This window comes from Shewanella sp. KX20019, assembly GCF_016757755.1.
Classification (GTDB): domain Bacteria; phylum Pseudomonadota; class Gammaproteobacteria; order Enterobacterales; family Shewanellaceae; genus Shewanella.
Window position 1 is genome coordinate 1,439,390 of sequence record NZ_CP068437.1, and the last position, 19,353, is coordinate 1,458,742.

The following is a 19,353-nucleotide window of genomic DNA, read 5'->3' on the forward strand; positions in this document are numbered from 1 at the left end:
TGTTTAGTGGGTGATGAGTAAGTAAAAATGGCCACTCAAATGTGGCCATTTTTATGTCAGTAGTATTTTAAATATTAGGTTGAAGCGATATGGCTAATAATATAAATGTGTCGGCGGCAGTGCCGTTTGAAGCTAAGCAGTGGCAGGCGGGCGAACATCAGTTAGTGTGTGTTGAAAAGTGGAACGAAACTCATGATGTAATCAGTTTTCGCTTTCAAGGCATCAAACCGGTCAAGTTTCACTTTAAACCAGGGCAATTTCTAACATTATTATTAGAGATTGATGGTGAAAAAATCGGTCGTAGTTACACCATTAGCTCATCACCTTCACGGCCATTTTCTGTGGTACTGACGGTCAAGCAGATTGAAGGTGGCAAAGTATCTAACTACTTGGCAAATAACCTAGAGGTTGGCCACGTTGTGCGTGCGCTTGGGCCCGATGGTGCATTTAACCTTATTGATATTGAGGCTGATAATTATCTGTTTTTAAGTGCAGGCTGCGGCATTACACCTATGTACTCAATGTCTCGATGGTTAGCAGATACTCAAATCAGCCCTGATGTTTGCTTTCTACACAGTGCAAAATCAACTCAAGACCTAATTTTTAAACAATCTCTTGAGCAGATTACTGAGCGTAGTCGTCAATTTAAACTCAATTATATTTTAGAACACGTTGACGCTGAGCCTTGCGCCCATGTTGACATGGAGGCGGGTCGTTTATCTGCCGATAACTTGCAGCGCCTAGTGCCAGACTTTCAAGCTAGAACCGTGTTTGTTTGTGGCCCTGAGCCATACATGGTTGCTGTAAAAGCATTGCTCGAGTCGCTTAATTTTAATATGGCGCAATTTCATCAAGAAAGTTTTGGCTCATTCAAAGGTGATCTTGGAGAGCTTGCTGCTGCAAAAGAAAGTTCGGCCAGCGTAAAGAGCGACGATAGTGGCTTTATGTTGCGCATTGGCGATAGAAAACGCTCACTGAGCAGCGCGCAAACGGTGCTCGATGGCGTTGAAGCTGAAGGGTTACCCATCATTGCGGCTTGTCGCTCTGGTGTTTGTGGCGCGTGTAAATGCAAGGTGGTCGAGGGGGAAACTGAATCTTCAAGTCAGATGTCGTTAACGGCCGATGAAATAGCGCAAGGCTATGTATTGGCATGTTCGACTAAGTTGAAGTCAGATGTGACGCTAGAACTATAGTCACAAAGCGCCATCAATTGTTAATAAATTTGAAATAAATCAGTGCTGAAAGTTGCGTAACTCACAATGAGAAAGTAAGGTTAATGACAGGACGTGATGCAATTACGCCTGTCTTTTCTTTCTTGACGGAGTGGCTATGACATCGACAACGCATTTGGCAGCATTACCTCTAGAAGATAAAAGCCTTGCTCATATGCTGTATGGGCTTATGGCCTGCTTTCCTGTGCTGTTACTCCCCGCCGTTCTGAGTCTATTGATTAACTTAAATCAGCGTCAAAACACCTTAAGTTCAGTTTTAGCTTCTCATCTTAGATGGCAACGCTGGTCAATTATCGGCATGTTACTGCTTATGTTAGTCGGTTATTTAAGTAATCAACCTTGGTTAAGTGGCACGCTTTATGTGGCTGGTGCAGTTTGGTTTAGTGGCCGTATTTTTAAAGGATGGCTGAGCTTAATCGAAGGCCGTTGTATTTAGTCCCCTTTTCATCTATTCCCCGTTTAAATTGCTGAGTACTGTCTGTGACTAGTTACGAAATTCTCTGTCTTCTTTCTGCACTATCTTTAGTTATATCGCTTATCTCTTCACGCTTACACCGCTGGCAAGATACCATCACGATTACCGCGCTTGCACTGCTTCTAAGCCTATTAATATTGGCGGCAGGCAAGGTGTTTGGTGTCTCTGTTTATTCGAGTTTGGTGACCGACCTTGAACAGCTAGACTTTAAAGCCTTGCTGCTAAACGGAATGTTAGGTTTTCTACTTTTCGCTGGTGCCCTACAGATTAAATTGCATGTGCTTAAAAAGCAGAAGTGGGAAATATGTATTCTGGCATTGATCGGCACCCTCATATCAACAGTGGTGATTGGCGGAGTGTTGTATTGGGTCGCAGGCTTATTAGGTTTGCCGTTAGCATTTAGCTATTGCTTATTATTTGGGGCGCTGATTTCACCAACAGATCCTATAGCGGTATTGGCTATTATTAAACAACTTGGTGCGCCAGAAGATATCGCAACTCAAGTTGAAGGTGAGTCACTGTTCAATGATGGTATCGGCTTGGTTATTTTTGTCGCTATTTCACAAGTGGCCTTTTCTACTGAGCCATTAACGATGGCGGGTATAACGGGTTTATTTTTGCAAGAAGCGGTAGGTGGAGTTCTATATGGGGCTTTGCTTGCTGGCGGATTACATTTCATGTTGGGCTTTTCGGAAGACCGCACTCAATTTTTACTGATGACGCTACTGATCCCCACAGCGGGATATGTGGTCGCCGATATGATTGGCGTGTCAGGGCCACTAGCGATGGTGACGTCTGGGATCATTGCAGGCAATCTAAGCATACCGAAACTCCTAAAAGAGTCTGAATGCGTGACGTTAGAGAGTTTCTGGGGACTGATCGAGTCTTTCTTCAACTCGTTGCTATTTTTACTGCTGGGTTTGCTACTGCTGCTTATCGATTTTGATGCCGAGCTTTGGTGGTTTATGTTGCTCTCTGTGCCCATCGTATTGTTAGGCCGAGTTGTTAGTATCTACTTACCCTATTTGGGCTTTCGTCGAGTAAAGCGTTACAACTCATATGCCGAGAGAATCCTTGTTTGGGGAGGGCTGCGTGGCGGTCTAGCATTAGCGATGGCGATGAGCTTACCGACTGGAATAATGTTAGCAGATAGTAACTCTATCGACTTAAGAGAGTTATTGATGGTCATGACGTACGCGGTGGTGGTGTTTTCTATCCTGGTACAAGGAACAACAATTCCTAGCTTGATTGATAAGAGCAATGCGGAAGAGGAAGATAAGAGGGCTGGTGAACTTTAAAACATTCGATATAAATTTTAATAACGACCGCCAAGAGATATTAGCGGTCGCTGAATGAGGGCTTTTATGGCGCTCGCAACACGTAATAGACTATCGATACAGGTTGTTGAGTAGATCGTTAAGCAGTGTTTGTTGCTCTTCGTTCACACCCACTTGTTCAATATTAGCAATGTTAACCACAATTCCATCACCACCAAGTTGCTTAATCGCTTTGGTAAAGTCAGGTAGTTTCAGTGTATCAATTGCATAGCAAGGGTTTACTAATATAGGTAAATGGCTAGCATTTTTAAGCTCAACTAAAGCGGCTAGATCGAGAGAGGGTTTCCCCGAATTATTGAGTGTGCTTACGCCTGATTCACATAAGGCTAATTGCTGATTCCCCTGGCTTAATACAATTTCTGCCGCATTAAGGAAGTCATCGACGCTGGCCATGGTGTTGCGCTCTAATATGATAGGCAGTAACAGAGATCCCATTTGAGTGAGTATGGCTTGGTTGTACATTTGCGTGCCTGACAACATGATCACATCACCAAGTTGTGCGGCAATGGCTAAGTCAGTTTCATGTTCAACCATTAAGATGCAAACCAGACCAAACTGATCCAAGGTATGCTTGAACTGGCTGAGAGAGCCTAGTAAGTCACTTTGTTGACTCAACCCTTGGATTACAACCGCTTGGAAGCCTGATTCTTTAAGTGCTTTAGCGCGCTGTTCAAATTGACTGATTTCGAATGGCAATTGCAATTGAGCTATCGCTGCAGATTGATTATTGCCGATGCTCAGTTGACCGCAGATTATTTCTGTAGCCTTCGTTTTATAAGCTTTGCTGTAACGCTTCTGTTTATTGCTTACAGTGCTTGATGTTGTCGTTGATTTAGAGGTGCTTGGCTCAATCATTAGTTGGCTATTGCTGAGCTGAGTAGGATTAACCGTTTCACATGGATAACAGCCTAGCACTTTGATGAAACGTGTGGTTCTTTCTAATTCTTTCAGCGCAGCCTGCATAGGTTCACTTGACAGGTTAGCGTCAATATCAAGGTAGAACATCTCCTCCCAAGGTGTACCTGGGATAGGACGAGATTCTAGCTTACTCATATTCAGGTTTCTGGCTTTCAATACCAGTAACGCTTCAACCAGGGCGCCGGGCTTTTGCCCTGTAGCCATAATGAGTGTGCATTTTGCGGGTAATTGCTCTGGTACATCAACCGCTTTGCGTGCAACAACAATAAAGCGGCTTTGGTTAATTTTTTGGTTTGCTAAACCGCTATCGATCGCTTCGAGCTGGTATAACGCGCCGCCTTCACTACTGCCTATAGCTGCCACACTATTGTTGCCAGCGTTACACACCATCTCCATCGCTTCAGCGCTGCTTGAACAGTACTCTAACTTGAAGTCGCCATGTTGGCTTAGATAGCGACTGCATTGGCTTATCGGTTGTGGATGGGCATAGACGGTTTTTATATCATTAATATTTGCGCCATTATTGGCCAGTAAACAGTGGCCAACTTCGATAGTGGTTTCACCGACAATTGCTAGACTGGTATGTTGCAGCACATCATAAACTTCGTTGATGGAACCTGATGAAGTGTTTTCAATCGGTAAAAAGCCATAATCAGCATGGCCGGATTCAACTGCTTGGACTATCTCATCAAAGCTTTGGCAACCCAAATCTTGCATTTCGACTTGGCGTCTGTCGCAATAGCGGCTGGCGGCTAGGTATGAATAGGAACCGCGAGCGCCAAGGTAAGCAACGCAATACTGCTGTTGCTGAGTTTCTGGGTTAGCACGCCCATGAAGGTAGGCTTGTTGGTTAAGTACTGAGTCTTCAATAATGCTCTGGTATAACGAAATTACATAGTGTGCATCCAAGCCCTGTTCACGGCCTTGTTTTACGAGGCGTGCGAGCAGCTCTTTTTCGCGAGTCGTATCACGTATAGGCCTAACGTCGACTTCTTTGCTGCGAGCAACATCTAAACTTAATTCTCGGCGTTTTGCCAATAAAGCCAAAAGGTCGTTGTCGAGAGTCGTTATCTGCTCTCGAGTGTGGTTTAAAGGTTGTGGTTTGCTCATTTTTGCCTCTACATCTTGTTTTGCGCACTTAGAATTAAAAAAGCCTCCCGTGTGGGAGGCTTTGGAATTTTCACTTTCGTTTTTACACCGAAATTCCGCCTCCGAGGGTGGGGGGCATAAAAAAGAAAGTAAAAAAAGTGGTTTGGATTATATTCATGGATTTAAACTAAAGCCGAGGCGGTTTACTGTCAATCAAAACTTAGCCAATTTGAAAATTTTGTAATAAAAAGCGCACTCGAGGTGCGCTTTTGAACAAAAGTTAGTAAATAATATCAAGCTGCGTATTCCTCCTCATTGCTATCGTCAAAGCCGTCATCAATTGCATCATCTTCTCTTTTAAGTGTTGCATGGCGTTGGCTTTCGGGTTTATGTGTTAGGCGATTTAGCTGTTTCTCCAGCTTTTGTCCCATTGCAGTAATTGCTGCGTATAGGTCTTCATGTTTCGCCTGGGCAAATAACTTGGCACTAGGAATGCCAACTGAAGCTTCAATCTTAAAACCTTGTTTCTCCTGCTGTATGATTACGTGTGGATTAATAAGCTGCACATCGTGTCGTGCTAATTTCTCTAATCTTGCTTCAATACGTTCGCGGATAGATTCAGTAACTTCGAAGTGCTTGCTAGTAATCTTTATCATATTTCGAACCTTTTGTTGTTTCCTTGAATTCAGACTACCAATCTGACTAACGAAAGTCGTGATCTAAATCACGTTTTGCAGGCTCTTCTAATCTGTTCGCTTTTTATTTGATCACTTAGACAAATATAGTCAATAACTGTCGAAATTTCCTTGAAAACGCCGAAAAACAGGTTCATATTTGAATGGATAAGGGGCGACTGAAATGGCCTTTTTGTAAAAATCTTAGCGTTAATAACCTCATAGCTCTATCCTCCTTGCCGATATATAATGCCTACAAAAGACCAATTCATTTGTAAGAGTGATTATCCATGACGCAAAACATAGTCAAAGTAAAAGTATGGGACGTTCCAACGCGACTCTTTCATTGGGGCATGTTGTGTTTGCTTGGCGGCTTATGGTGGACGGCGGAGTCGGGAGAGATGGAGTGGCATCAACTTCTGGCCTATAGCTTGATGATCCTGCTTGGAATGCGTTTGCTGTGGGGATTTATCGGCAGCGACACTGCTAAGTTCAGCCATTTTGTACGCTCACCAAAAACAGTCTTTAACTATTTGCAGAAAACCAAGCAACATGGAATATCGGCTTCTATAGGGCATAACCCCATCGGTGGCTATATGGTTGTAGCTTTAATCTCTTTAGTCACACTACAGTTAGTTACAGGGCTTTTTGCAACGGATGAGATTTTTACAGAGGGTCCTCTTTATGCAACTGTTAAAGACGATACAGCTTTATGGCTGACTTGGCTGCACAAGCAGAATTTTGACTTGATTTTAATCTTGGCTGCAATTCATGTATTAGCTGTTGGTGTGCATATGTTCAAAGGTGACAAAATTATCGCGGCGATGTTCAGTGGCTATAAACGTTTACCTAGTGAACTTGAGCAACCGTTAGTATTCGCTTCTGTAGTTAAGGCAGCTATTATTGTAATGGTGATTGGGGTCTTGGTAGTCAACTACTTCATGCTACCAATTATTGAGATGTTGTAGTGGCTGTCTACAGACTAAAAACCTTTTGCTAGATTAGCTGTCATTTCTCAAAGGTGATTGTTTAGAATTGCTTGAAGAATAGAGCCAGCATTGTATCAATGCTGGCTTATGTTTTAACTAGTCTTTCTTGTAGACGTCATGACAGCCTTTACAGCTTTTACCTGTATTCATAAAGGCTTTCTTCATCTCTTTTTTATCACCTTTCTGAGCAACTAAAGCAAGCACTGCTGCATTTTCTTGGAAGGTCTTCATTTTGGCGTCAAAATCGGTTTTGTCGCTCCAAATTTTTGCCAATGCTTCAGTTTCGCCGTTGTCAGACCCAGCAATGAAACCTTCAAGAGGCAGCATAGATAGTGCTGCTACATTAGTTGCTCGCATTGCAAATACGCTAGCATCGTAATCTTTCTTGCCTTTTAGCATTGCGCCCATGTCACCAAAGTTATAGGCAATCATCCCAAAAGCAGATTGACGATAATGAATGGCATCATCAGCTTCTTTAAAATTATTAGCTTGCACACTGGTTGCTATAGTAGCCGTTGCAGCTAGTGCGACTAGACTCATCTTTAATGATTTTTTCATGGTTACTCTCACGTTTTTATTATGTTGTGTGACTCGTTTCACGCCATTGTACCTATTTTTAGCTAGTTGACTCCATTGGTTTTTTGCCAAAATTACGCTTGGTTACAAATCAATTGTTTTAGCCATGTGATTTACTTATAGCAAAGTACGTGACTGAGGATTGATTCCTGATAAACTAACTGTAATGTTGCACTAGTACACCGTTGAGGCTGAAATGCGAGCAGAGTGGGATTTAGTTTTAGATAAAGTGATGGCTCAAAGCGATCATAGCGCCCTAGTGACGTTATTCGAGTTATTGCTAACGGAAGAGGAGCGCAGCGCTGTCGCAGGTAGGCTTAAAGTTTTCCAAACATTATTGCACGAGGAAATGAGCCAGAGGCAAATCGCCCACGAATATCAAATAAGTATTGCAACAATAACGCGCTGCTCAAATTACCTTAAACATATGTCAGAAGAGCAACGTGAGCAGATAAAATTGCTAACGCTGTAGAATGTTGAGCATAAAAAAACGCGCTCCATTGTAGTTAATGAAACGCGTCTTATATCGGACTAAAGAGTCAGATGAGCTTAGTGTCTACAACCACAGCCACCGTTGCCATCGCAACCTTCTTTTGCTTCTTTAGCTTCATCATCACTGCAGCATCCACCTTCATGGCTGTGATCATGTTCGCCACCACAACATCCACCTTCATGTGAATGTTCATGAGCATCACCACCACAACTACCACCAGCATGAATGTGGCCGTGAGCGATCTCTTCTTCAGTCGCAGCACGAACATCAAGCACTTCAACATTAAAGCTTAGTGTCTGGCCTGCTAATGGGTGGTTACCGTCAACAATTACCACGTCATCCTTCACTTCAGTAACCTGTACCGGACGTTGTCCCATTTCAGTTTCTGCAATAAATCGCATACCAGGTACGATATCTTCGATATCGCCAAAAGCAGAGATAGGTACTTCTTGGCACAAACCGTCATGGTAGGCGCCATAACCTTGTTCAGCATCAACGGTAACGTCAAGAACGTTGCCTTGCTCCTTGCCTTCAAGAGCAGCTTCAAGGCCTGGGATCATATTCTCTGCGCCGTGCAAATACAGCATCGGCTCGCCTTCAAAAGAGCTTTCAACAAGCTGGCCTTTTGCATCTGATAATCGGTAATGGATGCTTACAGCACATTTTTCGGTGATTTTCATATTGGCTCCAATCGGTAATTTGGGCGCATTCTAGCTTGGATTGTTTCAATTTGCGACAGGTGGAACTCACTTCTGTTACCTAAGCCACATCTTTATTAGACAAAATAGGCATTCTAAAATCTTCATTTATTACTGCTTATATCCAAACATAATAATTCGTACTTTTTTATTTGGTTTGCACCTTAGTCTAAAGTGAGTAATGAAAATTGAACCAAAATGATAAAAATGCTCACTTCTGTGAGCTTGTTACCAATAAGGCGATAACTTTTATTATTCCTAATAATAAAATGCAAAATCATGTAATTTTGTATAATTACAATGTTTTACGTGGGATTATTGTTTTCGCTTACGTAAAGGTAACATGAACTAATGGCGCCGTTAGTTTATGGGTGCTTATCTAAACTACTATTTATGACGTTTAATCGCTGATTGCTTAAGCTAACGTGTATTAATAACAATAATGAAAATTTAGGGGTTGACACTTCTTAGTTAAAAAGCAATTCTGTTAGTACGCAAATTAATCCAATTGGATGAAACCTAATTTACATGTTTAGCCACGTTTTAATGATCACCACGATTATTACAACCACCACGATTACCATCGTGGGGGCGGGCTAAGCACAACCTGATATAAGTTAAATATCAAGCCCGCTCCCCACAAAGGAGCGGGCTTTTTTGTTTCTTTAGTGGCGCGGCACAAGGAGTTTTCGATGAAAGTAATGAAATTTGGTGGTACCTCGCTTGCGAATTGGCAGCGATTTAAAGCAGCGGCAGAGATTGTTGTTCAGTCTGCAAAGAGTGAAAGTACTGCTGTTGTGCTGTCCGCGCCAGCTACGGTAACCAATGGGTTAATTGAAATGGTCGAAGTCGCCGTTAATGGCGGTGATTACAAAGTGGTGTTGGCTAAAGTCGAACAGGTGTTCAATGCTCTGTATGGCGAAGCGGCAAGTACCTTAACCGAAGCGCAAAATCAGCGACTTGCAGAGCGTTTACAACTGCAGATGAAGTTTTGGGGCGATAAGCTTGCGGGAATGAGCTTGCTTAATGAATGTCCAGAGAGCGTCGAAGCCGCAGTGTTAGTCGGTGGAGAGAAACTATCCGCTGCATTGATGGTTGAGGTGATGAAAGCGGCTGATTATTCTTCCGCCATATTAGAGCCTGAATCTCTTTTAGTTGGCTATGGTCCACGTTTAGAGTCTGCTGTTGATATTGAGGCCAGTAAGGTGCGTTTTAGTCGTTTAAACCTAAATGATGCTCATGTTTGGGTGATGCCAGGGTTTACCGCAGGAGATAGCGCTGGAAAGATAGTGACATTGGGGCGTAATGGTTCCGATTACTCTGCCGCTGTATTGTCCGCTTGCCTACAAGCGAGCTGCTGCGAGATCTGGACAGATGTTGATGGTGTTTATAACACCGACCCACGTGTTGTCGCAGATGCTAAACTGTTGTCTCAAATGAGTTATCAAGAGGCGATGGAGGTTTCTTACTTTGGCGCCAAGGTACTGCATCCAAAGACTGTCGCACCTATCGCTCAGTACCACATCCCTTGCTATATCCGTAATACCCTAAATCCAAAAGCCGTTGGGACTTTAGTGTCCAACGAACTAGATCAAACAGGACTTAATGTTAAGGCCATATCCAATCTTGACGATCAAACGATGTTTGATGTGTCTGGGCCAGGCATGAAAGGTATGGTCGGTATGGCCAGCCGTATATTAGGTGCAATATCACGCTCTGGTGTGTCTGTATCACTAATTACCCAAAGCTCGTCTGAATACAGCATTAGCTTCTGTGTCTCCACTGAGGATTCAGAGAAAGTGAAATATTCACTAGAGCAAGAGTTTGACCTCGAACTTAAAAGTGATCTTTTAGAACCGATTGAGATGCGTCACGATTTAGCCATCGTGTCACTTATAGGCGATGGTATGCGTACTCATAAAGGTGTTGCGGCTAAGTTCTTCCAAGCACTTGCCCAAGCAACCGTTAATATAGTCGCCATTGCTCAAGGCTCTTCAGAACGTTCAATCTCAGCGGTTATTGAACAGCGTAAGACTAAGCATGCAATTTCAGCGTGTCATCAGTCTTTCTTCGATGTGCAGCACTATCTAGATGTCTTCCTTGTTGGCTGCGGTAATGTTGGTGCTGGGCTACTTGAGCAGATTAAGCAGCAACGTCAAATGCTTAAAGAGCAACATATCGTCATGCGTGTGTGTGGTATTGCAAATTCTAAGCGGATGTTATTGGATGCTCAGGGCATTGATTTATTAAGCTGGCAGGGCTTATTAGCGGAATCAAACCAAAGTGCGAACATAGAGGATATGTTGCAGTGGGCTAAAGAGCAGCAATTACTCAATCCGGTACTAGTTGACTGCACTTCTAGTGAGTTTGTCTCAGATCAGTATTTAGCGGTGATGAATGCGGGCTTGCATGTCGTTACGCCAAATAAGAAGGCTAACACTCGCGACATGGTTTATTACAAGGAATTACGTCAAACAGCACTAAAGCAACGTCGTCAGTTTTTATATGAAACAACGGTTGGCGCGGGTTTACCTGTTATCGATAACCTTAAAAAATTGTTATTCGCTGGCGATAAGCTACAGCGCTTTAACGGCATTTTATCTGGCAGTCTTTCATATATTTTTGGCATGCTAGATGAAGGAATGACGCTATCTCAAGCGACGAACATTGCCAGAGACAAGTGTTTTACTGAACCGGATCCACGCGATGACTTAAGCGGTATGGATGTTGCGCGTAAAGTACTTATTTTGGCGCGTGAGGTCGGCATGGAGCTTGAGTTGTCTGATATCAGTGTTGAGTCGGTATTGCCTAAGTCTTTTGATGCATCAGGCGATGTTGCGGCGTTTATGGAAAATTTGCCCGCTGCAGATGAAGTAATAGCGCAACGAGTTGAAGCTGCTAAAGCAGAGGGGAAAGTACTGCGTTATGTAGGCCAAATCGATGGTGAAGGCTGCAAGGTTAAGATCGCAGAAGTCGATGCGAATGATCCGCTATATAGCGTTAAAGGTGGTGAGAATGCGCTAGCATTTTATAGCCGTTATTATCAGCCTATTCCCTTTGTGCTTAGAGGTTATGGCGCGGGTACCGATGTGACCGCAGCAGGCGCGTTCGCCGATATTTTAAGAACATTAAATTGGACTCGTGAGGTTGGCGTATGAGCGTAACAATTTATGCCCCGGCATCAATGGGAAATGTAGGTGTTGGTTTTGACTTGCTCGGTGGGGCGTTAGCCCCTATAGATGGCAGCTTGCTTGGCGATAAAGTCAGCGTAGAGAGCGCTGAACAGGGGCTTGAATTAACCGTTATCGGCCACTGGGCAAATAAATTACCAGCGGATCAAAACGAGAATATTGTTTATCAGTGCGCTGTGTTCTTTCTTGCGCATTTAGGCAAAGAGGTAGGGCTTAAATTGACGCTAGAGAAGAACTTGCCTGTGGGCAGCGGTTTAGGCTCTAGTGCTAGTTCAGTCGTTGCAGCATTAATGGCGTTAAATGAGTATTTTGATAGTCCGTTTTCTGAGCAAGAAGTGCTTAGGTTGATGGGCGACTTTGAAGGCAAAATCAGTGGTTCAGTACATTATGACAATGTGGCTCCCTGTTTCCTTGGCGGCATGCAACTAATGCTGGATACACCGCAGGCTATTTGTGAACCCATCCCTACGTTCAAACAGTGGTACTGGGTAGTATCCTATCCAGGGATCTCGTTATCAACGGCACGGATGCGTCAGTTGATGCCTGAGCATTATTCAAAGCAAACAGCTATCGATTTTGGTCGCTATCTCAGTGCCTTTGTGCACGCTTGTTATAAGCAAGATGATGCGCTAGCAATTTCAGTGCTAAAAGATGTACTCGCTGAGCCATATCGCGCCGCAGAGATCCCAAATTATCAGCAAGCTAAAACAGCCCTTGCTGATATAGGGATGCTAACAACGGGAATTTCCGGTAGCGGGCCGACCCTGTTTACGATTACAGATGATATAGCAACGGCAAAAGCCGCTAAACAGTGGTTAGATGAACACTATATTGATCAAGCGCTAGGCTTTTCGCATATTTGTCAAATCGATGATTTTGGTGCGCGTCGAGCTTAGGTGACAAAGAGTGAATTAGCAGTAAAAGTTTGCCATAGAGAGCTATTGGTTAGTAACAATTATTAATACAAAATTTGGAATCAAAGGAAGTCGTCATGGAATTGTACAATTTAAAGCATCCATCTCAGGTGGTCAGTTTTACACAAGCGGTAAAACTTGGACTTGGAAAAGACCGCGGGCTGTTCTTTCCAAAACATATTCCGACATTAGGTGATATTGACGGTTTACTTGCATTGCCATTTGTAGAGCGCAGTAAGAAGATTATCGGTGCTTGGCTAGCTGAAGAGTTGGGTCAAGATACGGTTGATCGCATCGTTGAACGGGCATTTAATTTCGATCTGCCGCTGGTACAAGCTGAAAAGGACTTGTACAGCTTAGAGCTATTCCATGGTCCGACATTAGCGTTTAAAGATTTTGGCGCGCGCTTTATGGCGCAATGCTTAAATGAGCTGGCAAAAGATGAGAAAATTAATATCCTAACCGCGACCTCTGGAGATACTGGCGCAGCGGTGGCGGATGCTTTTTACGGGCTGGATAATATCAATGTGGTGGTGCTATACCCTAAAGGTAAAATCAGTGTACTGCAGGAAAAGATGTTTACCACTCTAGGTGACAATATTCATACCGTGGCTGTCAGTGCTGATTTCGATGCCTGCCAGACCTTAGTTAAGCAATCATTTGAAGACGGTGATATTCGAGATGGTTTGCACCTTAACTCTGCCAACTCAATCAATATTAGTCGTCTATTGGCACAGATTTGCTATTACTTTGAGGCGGTGGCGCAGTTTAAACAAAACAATAACTCAGATCCGGTTATCGCAGTGCCCAGTGGTAACTTTGGCAACCTAACGGCAGGGCTTTTTGCCAAAGCAATGGGTCTGCCGATTAAACGCTTTATCGCTGCCACAAACAGCAATGATACTGTGCCTCGTTATCTCGATGATGGCGAATGGTCACCGCATTTAACAGTAGCGACCATGTCTAATGCAATGGATGTTGCTGAACCAAGTAATTGGCCGCGAGTTGAAGCCATTGTTAAAGCGATGAACTGGTCATTAGCCGATATTAAAGGGATTGGTGTGACAGAATCCGATACTGTTGATTCTGTCAAAGCACTTCATGCAGTGGGTTATCTATCTGAGCCACACGCGGCTATTGCAGCATTTGCCTTAAAGCAAACGCTATTAGCAGATGAAAAGGGGATCTTTCTTGGCACAGCCCACCCAGCAAAATTCAACGAAGTGGTTGAGCAGATCTTGGAAGTGGATTTGCCATTGCCGGCCGAGCTGGCGGCTGTGGTACCCAAGACTATTTTGTCTGCCAATCTAGCAGCAGACTTTGAGGCATTAAAGCGGCACTTGTTTACTATTTTAGCTAAATAGCCTGAGGTATCACGGTGTAGCGTTGAAAAGAGAAGCTGTTATGGCTTCTCTTTTTTTGTGGGTGAAATGTACATTCGCTGTGTTTTTGTTCGCGACGAGTAAAGTTGCCGCAGCAAGGTTGGTGTATTTAATTAGAAGTATTAACATGTGCAGCCGGATGTATTAGTTAGATCTACTTTAGCGTGATCTGTGTCACGTTGTTAGCTTGAAATATTTTATATTGTGCGGCGCAGTTTTTACTAAAGGTGTCGTATCGGTGTTACGTTTTATAGTCAGTGTATTGTTAATCAGTTTGTTAAGTGGTTGCGCCAGTGAAGAGTTTCAACTGTACCACCGGATAAACGAAGCATATGACTTTGAAGTCACCCACTGCGATAGCTTTGCTATGGTAACAGGCATAGGGCGTGGAGAAACCGCCCTAGCAGATGCTAAGCTCAGTGCTATTAAACAGGGTGAAGAGATCGAAGGAACGCATATAGTTTGGTTGCAAGTCGACTTAGGTGAGCCAACTAAAGTGGTTGCGGTTATCTATAAGTGTTTAATGTAATCCTCTGTAATATCCCAGTGTTCATTGCGCTTTAGTCATACTGCGTAACCAGTTAATCTCTTCAGGCCACAACTCGGCACTGGTCGTTTCTAGGATCAGTGGTATCCCTTTAACAGCTTCAAGTGTCATTAGCGTCGCAAACGCTTCTGCACCTATCTCTCCCTTCCCTAGAGATTCATGACGGTCGACCCGACTGTTAAGTCCAGTTTTACTGTCGTTTAAATGCATCGCTTTGAGATATTGGTTACCAACAATGTTATCAAACTCAGCAAAAACGGCTCTGCAGCTTTCTTGGCTGCGAATATCATAGCCAGCGGCAAACATATGGCAGGTGTCGATACAGATACCGACTCGTGACTTATCTTCAACGGCGTCAATTATCTGAGCGAGTTGCTCAAAACTATGGCCTAGATTTGAACCTTGACCCGCAGTATTTTCGATCACCGCAGTCACAGTACTTGAACGCGCGAGGGCAAAGTTTATCGAGTCACTTATTCGCCTTATACATTTATCGGTGTCAATCTTTCTTAAGTGGCTACCGGGGTGAAAATTGAGTAGGGTTAAACCAATTTGTTCACATCTGGCTATCTCATCAAAAAAAGCTTCACGTGATTTTGTTAGTAGCTCGTCATCAGGGTGCCCTAGATTAATTAGGTAACTGTCATGGGGTAGAATGGCATCCATTGAAATGTTAGCTATTTGGCAGTTTTCTTGAAATAGCTCGATTTGCTTTTCATCTAGTGCCTTGCTTACCCAACGTCGCTGATTTTTGGTGAACAGTGCAAAAGCGTTAGCGCCTATAGCGGCTGCATTTATCGGTGCATTTGCGATGCCGCCAGAGGCACTGACATGCGCGCCTATCAAGTAGTTCGGTTGCATTACTCTTATTCCTGTATTTTTATTGACTGAGTGATGCTGTAAGCAGCTCACAGTTATTTTAGCGCTATTAGCACCTATGTAGGGTGTTATCAGCAAAATAAGTGATTGTAAGTTAGTCTAATTTTGTTGATCTCTGTCACGATGATACGCATTAGCATTTTGTTATAGTTGGATGTTATTCGTACGGTTTACTAATATTGTATCTAGTGAGGGTTAATTCGGGTGGAGAAAACTATGCTAGCCAGACTCATGCACGATCACAAGCATATTGGTATTTTGCTTAAGATTTTAAAGACCAAGCACATTAAGCTAGCGGCAGGTGAGGCGATTAACTATAACTTAGTCCGTGACATAGTTGAGTATATGCAAAGCTATGCCGAGCACAGCCATCACCCCTTAGAGGAGGTGATTTCAGAGTTTTATTGGAACAAGTTAGGCAGAGCTCATATTAATGAAACACTCACAGCTGAGCATAAAAAGCTGGTTGATGCGTCAGCATCGTTAATGACAACGCTTAATTTAATCTTGAGTGATGTTGTCGTTTCAAAAGAGCTGCTCGTTCGTGACTTAGAAAGCTATGTCGAACTACAGCAATCACATATGGAGTTTGAGGAGTCAACGGTATTTCCAAAGTGGTCTGATGTGATTACCGAGACAGATTGGCAGACAGTAGTAGAGATGTGCGATGCTAGACTCATCGACGATCCGTTATTTAGTGAAAATGACAGCCTGCTGTTTGAGGAGCTTAAAGAGTACATCGAGATAGCTGATTAATGTATTAATTGGTGCGATCAAAAAGAGCGCATATGCGCTCTTTTTAATCTAGTTGCTTACATTAGGAGGGTGTCTAGCTCACAGTTAAAGCTGTTATCTATATCTTGAAGTTCTTTAAGCAAACGATGCTTTTCTTTTAAAGCTTCAATTTCACGCCATTTTCGCTTTTTATTGGAGCTCCTTGAGCGGCTTGCAGGCTTCTCAACGATACTATCTAGCGCACTACCATAATCAAGTCGATTCATGGCAACCTCCTATTGTTTATTTTGTCTTCAATGTAATAGCATGCTTTTCAAGTATGGTGCAACATAAATGTTTCATTTTTGTTAACTTGATGTGAAGTTTAATTTTATTCTAGGAGGGGAAGTGCGGATAAACATGAATAATATTTATGTTTATTGGAGTTGTTAGCTGCGAAAATTAAAAAAGCCAGTCGAAACTGGCCTTTTAAATAAGAATAGTGAATTAACTACTTATATTTTGCGCTGTTTAAATAAGTTAATTAGCGCATTGCTCGACGTATCTAAATCAGTGGCGTCTGTATTGGCGGTTAATCTGTCGAGCACATCATTACCTAATTGCTTGCCTAGCTCAACTCCCCATTGATCAAAAGAGTTTATCTGCCATATGGCGCCTTGAACAAAGGTCCTGTGCTCATATAGCGCAATTAGAGCGCCTAATGTCGAAGGAGTTAGCTTGTCCATTAACAATGTATTGCTTGGCTTATTACCAGGCATGACTTTGTGCTTGGCAATAAGTTGTTTCTCACTGTCTGACAATGCACTGCTACTCAGTTCTGCAAATGCTTCATCATGGGTTCGACCTTGCATCAATGCTTGGGTTTGCCCGAAACAGTTGGAGGCCAGTTGCACATGATGCTCACCGATAGGGTTATGACTGTTTAGCGGCATAATAAAATCGGCAGGGATAAGCGCTGTACCTTGATGTAAAAGCTGGTGGTATGCATGTTGTCCATTAGTACCTTCACCGCCCCAAATCACCGGCCCTGTGCTGTAGTCAACATCGGTGCCGTTTAGGGTGACTGACTTACCGTTACTTTCCATATCCAGCTGTTGGAAGTAAGCGGGTAGACCGCGCAAGTAGTGATCGTAAGTGAGCACTACATGAGATTGAGCGTTAAAGAAACTGCCGTACCATAGGGAGAATAGCCCCATAATGACCGGCATGTTATCTTCTAACGGTGTTTGCACAAAATGGTTGTCCATCTCATGTGCACCCGCCAACAATTCACGGAAGTTATCCATGCCCACTAATAGCGCAATAGGTAGTCCAATTGCAGACCAAAGCGAGTAGCGGCCACCCACCCAATCCCACATTGGGAAGATATTATCTGCATCGATGCCAAATTCAGTTGCTTTAGCCACATTGGAGCTTACGGCAACAAAGTGCTTAGCAACATCTGCTTGAGTAGCACCTTGGGCTAAGAACCAACTCTTAGCACTTAATGTGTTGGTCAATGTCTCTTGGGTACCAAAAGACTTTGAGGACATAACAAACAGGGTTGTTTCTGAATCGAGTCCTTTAAGTTTTTCAGTAATTGACGTGCCATCAACATTGGCAACAAAATGACAATTTAACTGACCCGTCCAATAGGGACGCAGTGCTTGAGAGACTATTTTAGGACCTAAAAATGACCCACCGATACCAATACTGACAACATCAGTAATAGTCTTACCAGTATAGCCTTTCCATTCACCACTCGTTACTGAGCGAACAAAGCTTGCCATCTTGTCTAAGGTTTGCTGAACTTCAGCAACAATGTTGACACCGTCAACATTAATAACCTTACCTTTTGGCGCTCGCAAAGCGGTATGGAGTACTGCTCGTTGCTCGGTATTGTTAATGGTGTCACCAGCGAACATTGCTTTGATTTTTTCTTCAAGTTTAGACTCTTTTGCCAATGCAAAAAGCAGTGACAGAGTTTCTGTTGAAGCTCTATTTTTAGAGTAATCTAAAAGCAGTCCACATGCCTTGGTAGACATGTCATCAAATCGCTGTGGCTGTTGCTGAAACAGTTCTCGCATATGCGGCACTGTTGTACTGTGTTGTGCTAGCGCTTGCCAACTAGCAAGCTGAGTCAGTTCGGTCATTTTAGTAGTCCTACTCCCTTAAGACGTTAATTCTGCTTTTAGCATGACTTCAAGTTTACCTTGGTCAATGGCAAAGTTACGGATCCCTTCAGCAAGTTTTTCTACAGCCATTGGGTCTTCGTTAAACTCCCAGCGGAATTGTGCTTCAGACATTGCAGGCTCTGCTGCAACAACTTCAGTTGCTGGAAGTAATTTTTGAACAATAGGTGTATTGCTATTAGATAACTCTTCTAATAATGCAGGACCAATGGTTAATCTATCGCAGCCTGCTAATTCAATGATCTCACCTGTATTACGGAAGCTTGCTCCCATGACTACGGTGTTAAAACCGTGGCGCTTATAGTAGTTGTATATGCTGGTGACGGACACAACACCAGGATCTTCACTTGCAGAATACTCAAGACCAGTATCTTTTTTGTACCAATCTAGAATGCGGCCAACAAATGGTGAGATGAGGTAAACACCGGCTTCAGCACATGCTCGTGCTTGAGCAAAACAAAATAGTAGCGTTAGGTTACAATTTATGCCTTCTTGTTCGAGCTCTTTTGCTGCGCAAATGCCTTCCCAAGTAGACGCTAACTTAATCAAAATACGTGATTTATCAATACCTGCTTCTTGATACAGTTTGATTAGCTTGTGGGCTTTTGCTATTGAGGCTGTTTTGTCAAAAGAGAGACGAGCATCAACTTCCGTTGAAATACGACCTGGAACAATTTTAAGGATCTCTAGACCAATGTTGACGGCGAGTTTGTCACCGGCATCTTCAATCTGTTGCTCTACATCATTACTTTGGCTTTTTGCCCAAGTAATCGCATTCTCAATCAAGCCACTATATTCAGGGATCTGCGATGCTTTTAGGATTAGAGATGGGTTGGTTGTAGCATCTTCTGGCTGGTAACGTTTTATCGCTTCAATATCACCGGTATCCGCAACGATGGTTGTGATGGGTTTAAGTTGTTCTAAAGTGTTAGCCATGTGAATTACATCCTTCTCAATGAGCAGCATAAGTTTGATAGTTAATTAGCAGGTATTAAAAGCCATTTTAATGATCATTCCAACTAAATATGAAAAAAAATTACAGAAAAGTTGTAA

At 43.1% G+C, this 19,353-nt stretch carries 18 protein-coding genes and 1 other annotated feature; of the genes, 10 read left to right on the forward strand and 8 right to left on the reverse strand.

The genetic code is table 11. The features are described 5' to 3' along the window. The first annotated feature begins 89 nt into the window (after positions 1-89). From JK628_RS06315 to JK628_RS06325, 3 genes are all read left to right on the forward strand, one after another. Positions 90-1,193, forward strand: a complete 1,104-nt coding sequence (locus JK628_RS06315; protein WP_202288600.1) for a hybrid-cluster NAD(P)-dependent oxidoreductase — start codon at positions 90-92, stop codon at positions 1,191-1,193. Positions 1,194-1,329: 136 nt separating this feature from the next. Then, positions 1,330-1,668, forward strand: coding sequence for a hypothetical protein (locus JK628_RS06320; protein ID WP_202288601.1), 339 nt, complete (start codon positions 1,330-1,332; stop codon positions 1,666-1,668). 44 nt (positions 1,669-1,712) lie between these two features. Next, the gene (locus JK628_RS06325; RefSeq protein WP_202288603.1) at positions 1,713-3,005 is read left to right on the forward strand and encodes a cation:proton antiporter; all 1,293 of its coding nucleotides are present in this window, start codon (positions 1,713-1,715) and stop codon (positions 3,003-3,005) included. A 90-nt stretch (positions 3,006-3,095) separates the two neighbouring features. On the opposite strand, the gene JK628_RS06330 is transcribed toward JK628_RS06325, so the two are convergent. Continuing rightward, entirely contained in the window at positions 3,096-5,072 is a 1,977-nt protein-coding gene (locus JK628_RS06330) for a chorismate mutase (protein ID WP_202288605.1), read from the reverse strand. A gap of 33 nt (positions 5,073-5,105) precedes the next feature. After that, positions 5,106-5,224: a sequence feature (Phe leader region), on the reverse strand. Between the two features lie 120 nt (positions 5,225-5,344). Beyond that, on the reverse strand, positions 5,345-5,707 hold the full coding sequence (hpf, locus tag JK628_RS06335; protein ID WP_202288607.1) for a ribosome hibernation-promoting factor, HPF/YfiA family: 363 nt from the start codon (positions 5,705-5,707) through the stop codon (positions 5,345-5,347). Between the two features lie 308 nt (positions 5,708-6,015). Between hpf and JK628_RS06340 the strand changes: the two genes are divergently transcribed. After that, on the forward strand, positions 6,016-6,693 hold the full coding sequence (locus JK628_RS06340) for a cytochrome b/b6 domain-containing protein (protein ID WP_202288608.1): 678 nt from the start codon (positions 6,016-6,018) through the stop codon (positions 6,691-6,693). A 117-nt stretch (positions 6,694-6,810) separates the two neighbouring features. On the opposite strand, the gene JK628_RS06345 is transcribed toward JK628_RS06340, so the two are convergent. After that, positions 6,811-7,254 carry a c-type cytochrome gene (locus JK628_RS06345; protein ID WP_443020007.1) on the reverse strand — a complete coding sequence of 148 codons (444 nt, stop codon included), beginning with the start codon at positions 7,252-7,254 and terminating at the stop codon, positions 6,811-6,813. 232 nt (positions 7,255-7,486) lie between these two features. Between JK628_RS06345 and trpR the strand changes: the two genes are divergently transcribed. Continuing rightward, complete coding sequence (gene trpR, locus JK628_RS06350) at positions 7,487-7,762, forward strand: trp operon repressor (RefSeq protein ID WP_202288611.1); 276 nt, start codon at positions 7,487-7,489, stop codon at positions 7,760-7,762. A 77-nt stretch (positions 7,763-7,839) separates the two neighbouring features. Here the strand turns inward: trpR and slyD are convergent, their stop codons facing one another. Continuing rightward, positions 7,840-8,463 carry a peptidylprolyl isomerase gene (gene slyD / locus JK628_RS06355; RefSeq protein ID WP_202288612.1) on the reverse strand — a complete coding sequence of 208 codons (624 nt, stop codon included), beginning with the start codon at positions 8,461-8,463 and terminating at the stop codon, positions 7,840-7,842. Between the two features lie 710 nt (positions 8,464-9,173). Between slyD and thrA the strand changes: the two genes are divergently transcribed. The 4 genes from thrA (at position 9,174) to JK628_RS06375 (ending at position 14,497) form a co-directional block, all read left to right on the forward strand. After that, entirely contained in the window at positions 9,174-11,639 is a 2,466-nt protein-coding gene (gene thrA / locus JK628_RS06360) for a bifunctional aspartate kinase/homoserine dehydrogenase I (protein WP_202288613.1), read from the forward strand. Continuing rightward, a complete protein-coding gene (gene thrB / locus JK628_RS06365; RefSeq protein WP_202288614.1) occupies positions 11,636-12,568 on the forward strand; it encodes a homoserine kinase in 933 nt (310 codons plus the stop codon). The genes thrA and thrB overlap by 4 nt, the downstream gene beginning before the upstream one ends. Before the next feature lie 95 nt (positions 12,569-12,663). Beyond that, complete coding sequence (gene thrC / locus JK628_RS06370; protein ID WP_202288615.1) at positions 12,664-13,950, forward strand: threonine synthase; 1,287 nt, start codon at positions 12,664-12,666, stop codon at positions 13,948-13,950. Between the two features lie 256 nt (positions 13,951-14,206). Further along, positions 14,207-14,497, forward strand: a complete 291-nt coding sequence (locus JK628_RS06375; protein ID WP_202288616.1) for a hypothetical protein — start codon at positions 14,207-14,209, stop codon at positions 14,495-14,497. A gap of 21 nt (positions 14,498-14,518) precedes the next feature. Here the strand turns inward: JK628_RS06375 and nfo are convergent, their stop codons facing one another. Next, the gene (nfo, locus tag JK628_RS06380) at positions 14,519-15,376 is read right to left on the reverse strand and encodes a deoxyribonuclease IV (protein WP_202288617.1); all 858 of its coding nucleotides are present in this window, start codon (positions 15,374-15,376) and stop codon (positions 14,519-14,521) included. A 234-nt stretch (positions 15,377-15,610) separates the two neighbouring features. Here nfo and JK628_RS06385 point away from each other — a divergent pair, with 234 nt between their 5' ends. Beyond that, positions 15,611-16,150 (forward strand): hemerythrin domain-containing protein, encoded by a 540-nt coding sequence (locus JK628_RS06385; RefSeq protein WP_202288618.1) that lies wholly within the window; start codon positions 15,611-15,613, stop codon positions 16,148-16,150. Positions 16,151-16,206: 56 nt separating this feature from the next. On the opposite strand, the gene JK628_RS06390 is transcribed toward JK628_RS06385, so the two are convergent. The 3 genes from JK628_RS06390 to tal all read right to left on the reverse strand — a co-directional run bounded on the left by JK628_RS06390 (position 16,207) and on the right by tal (position 19,236). After that, a complete protein-coding gene (locus tag JK628_RS06390; protein WP_202288620.1) occupies positions 16,207-16,395 on the reverse strand; it encodes a DUF3545 family protein in 189 nt (62 codons plus the stop codon). 228 nt (positions 16,396-16,623) lie between these two features. Then, entirely contained in the window at positions 16,624-18,261 is a 1,638-nt protein-coding gene (gene pgi / locus JK628_RS06395) for a glucose-6-phosphate isomerase (protein ID WP_202288621.1), read from the reverse strand. Between the two features lie 18 nt (positions 18,262-18,279). Then, the gene (gene tal, locus JK628_RS06400) at positions 18,280-19,236 is read right to left on the reverse strand and encodes a transaldolase (RefSeq protein ID WP_202288622.1); all 957 of its coding nucleotides are present in this window, start codon (positions 19,234-19,236) and stop codon (positions 18,280-18,282) included. Positions 19,237-19,353: the final 117 nt, after the last annotated feature.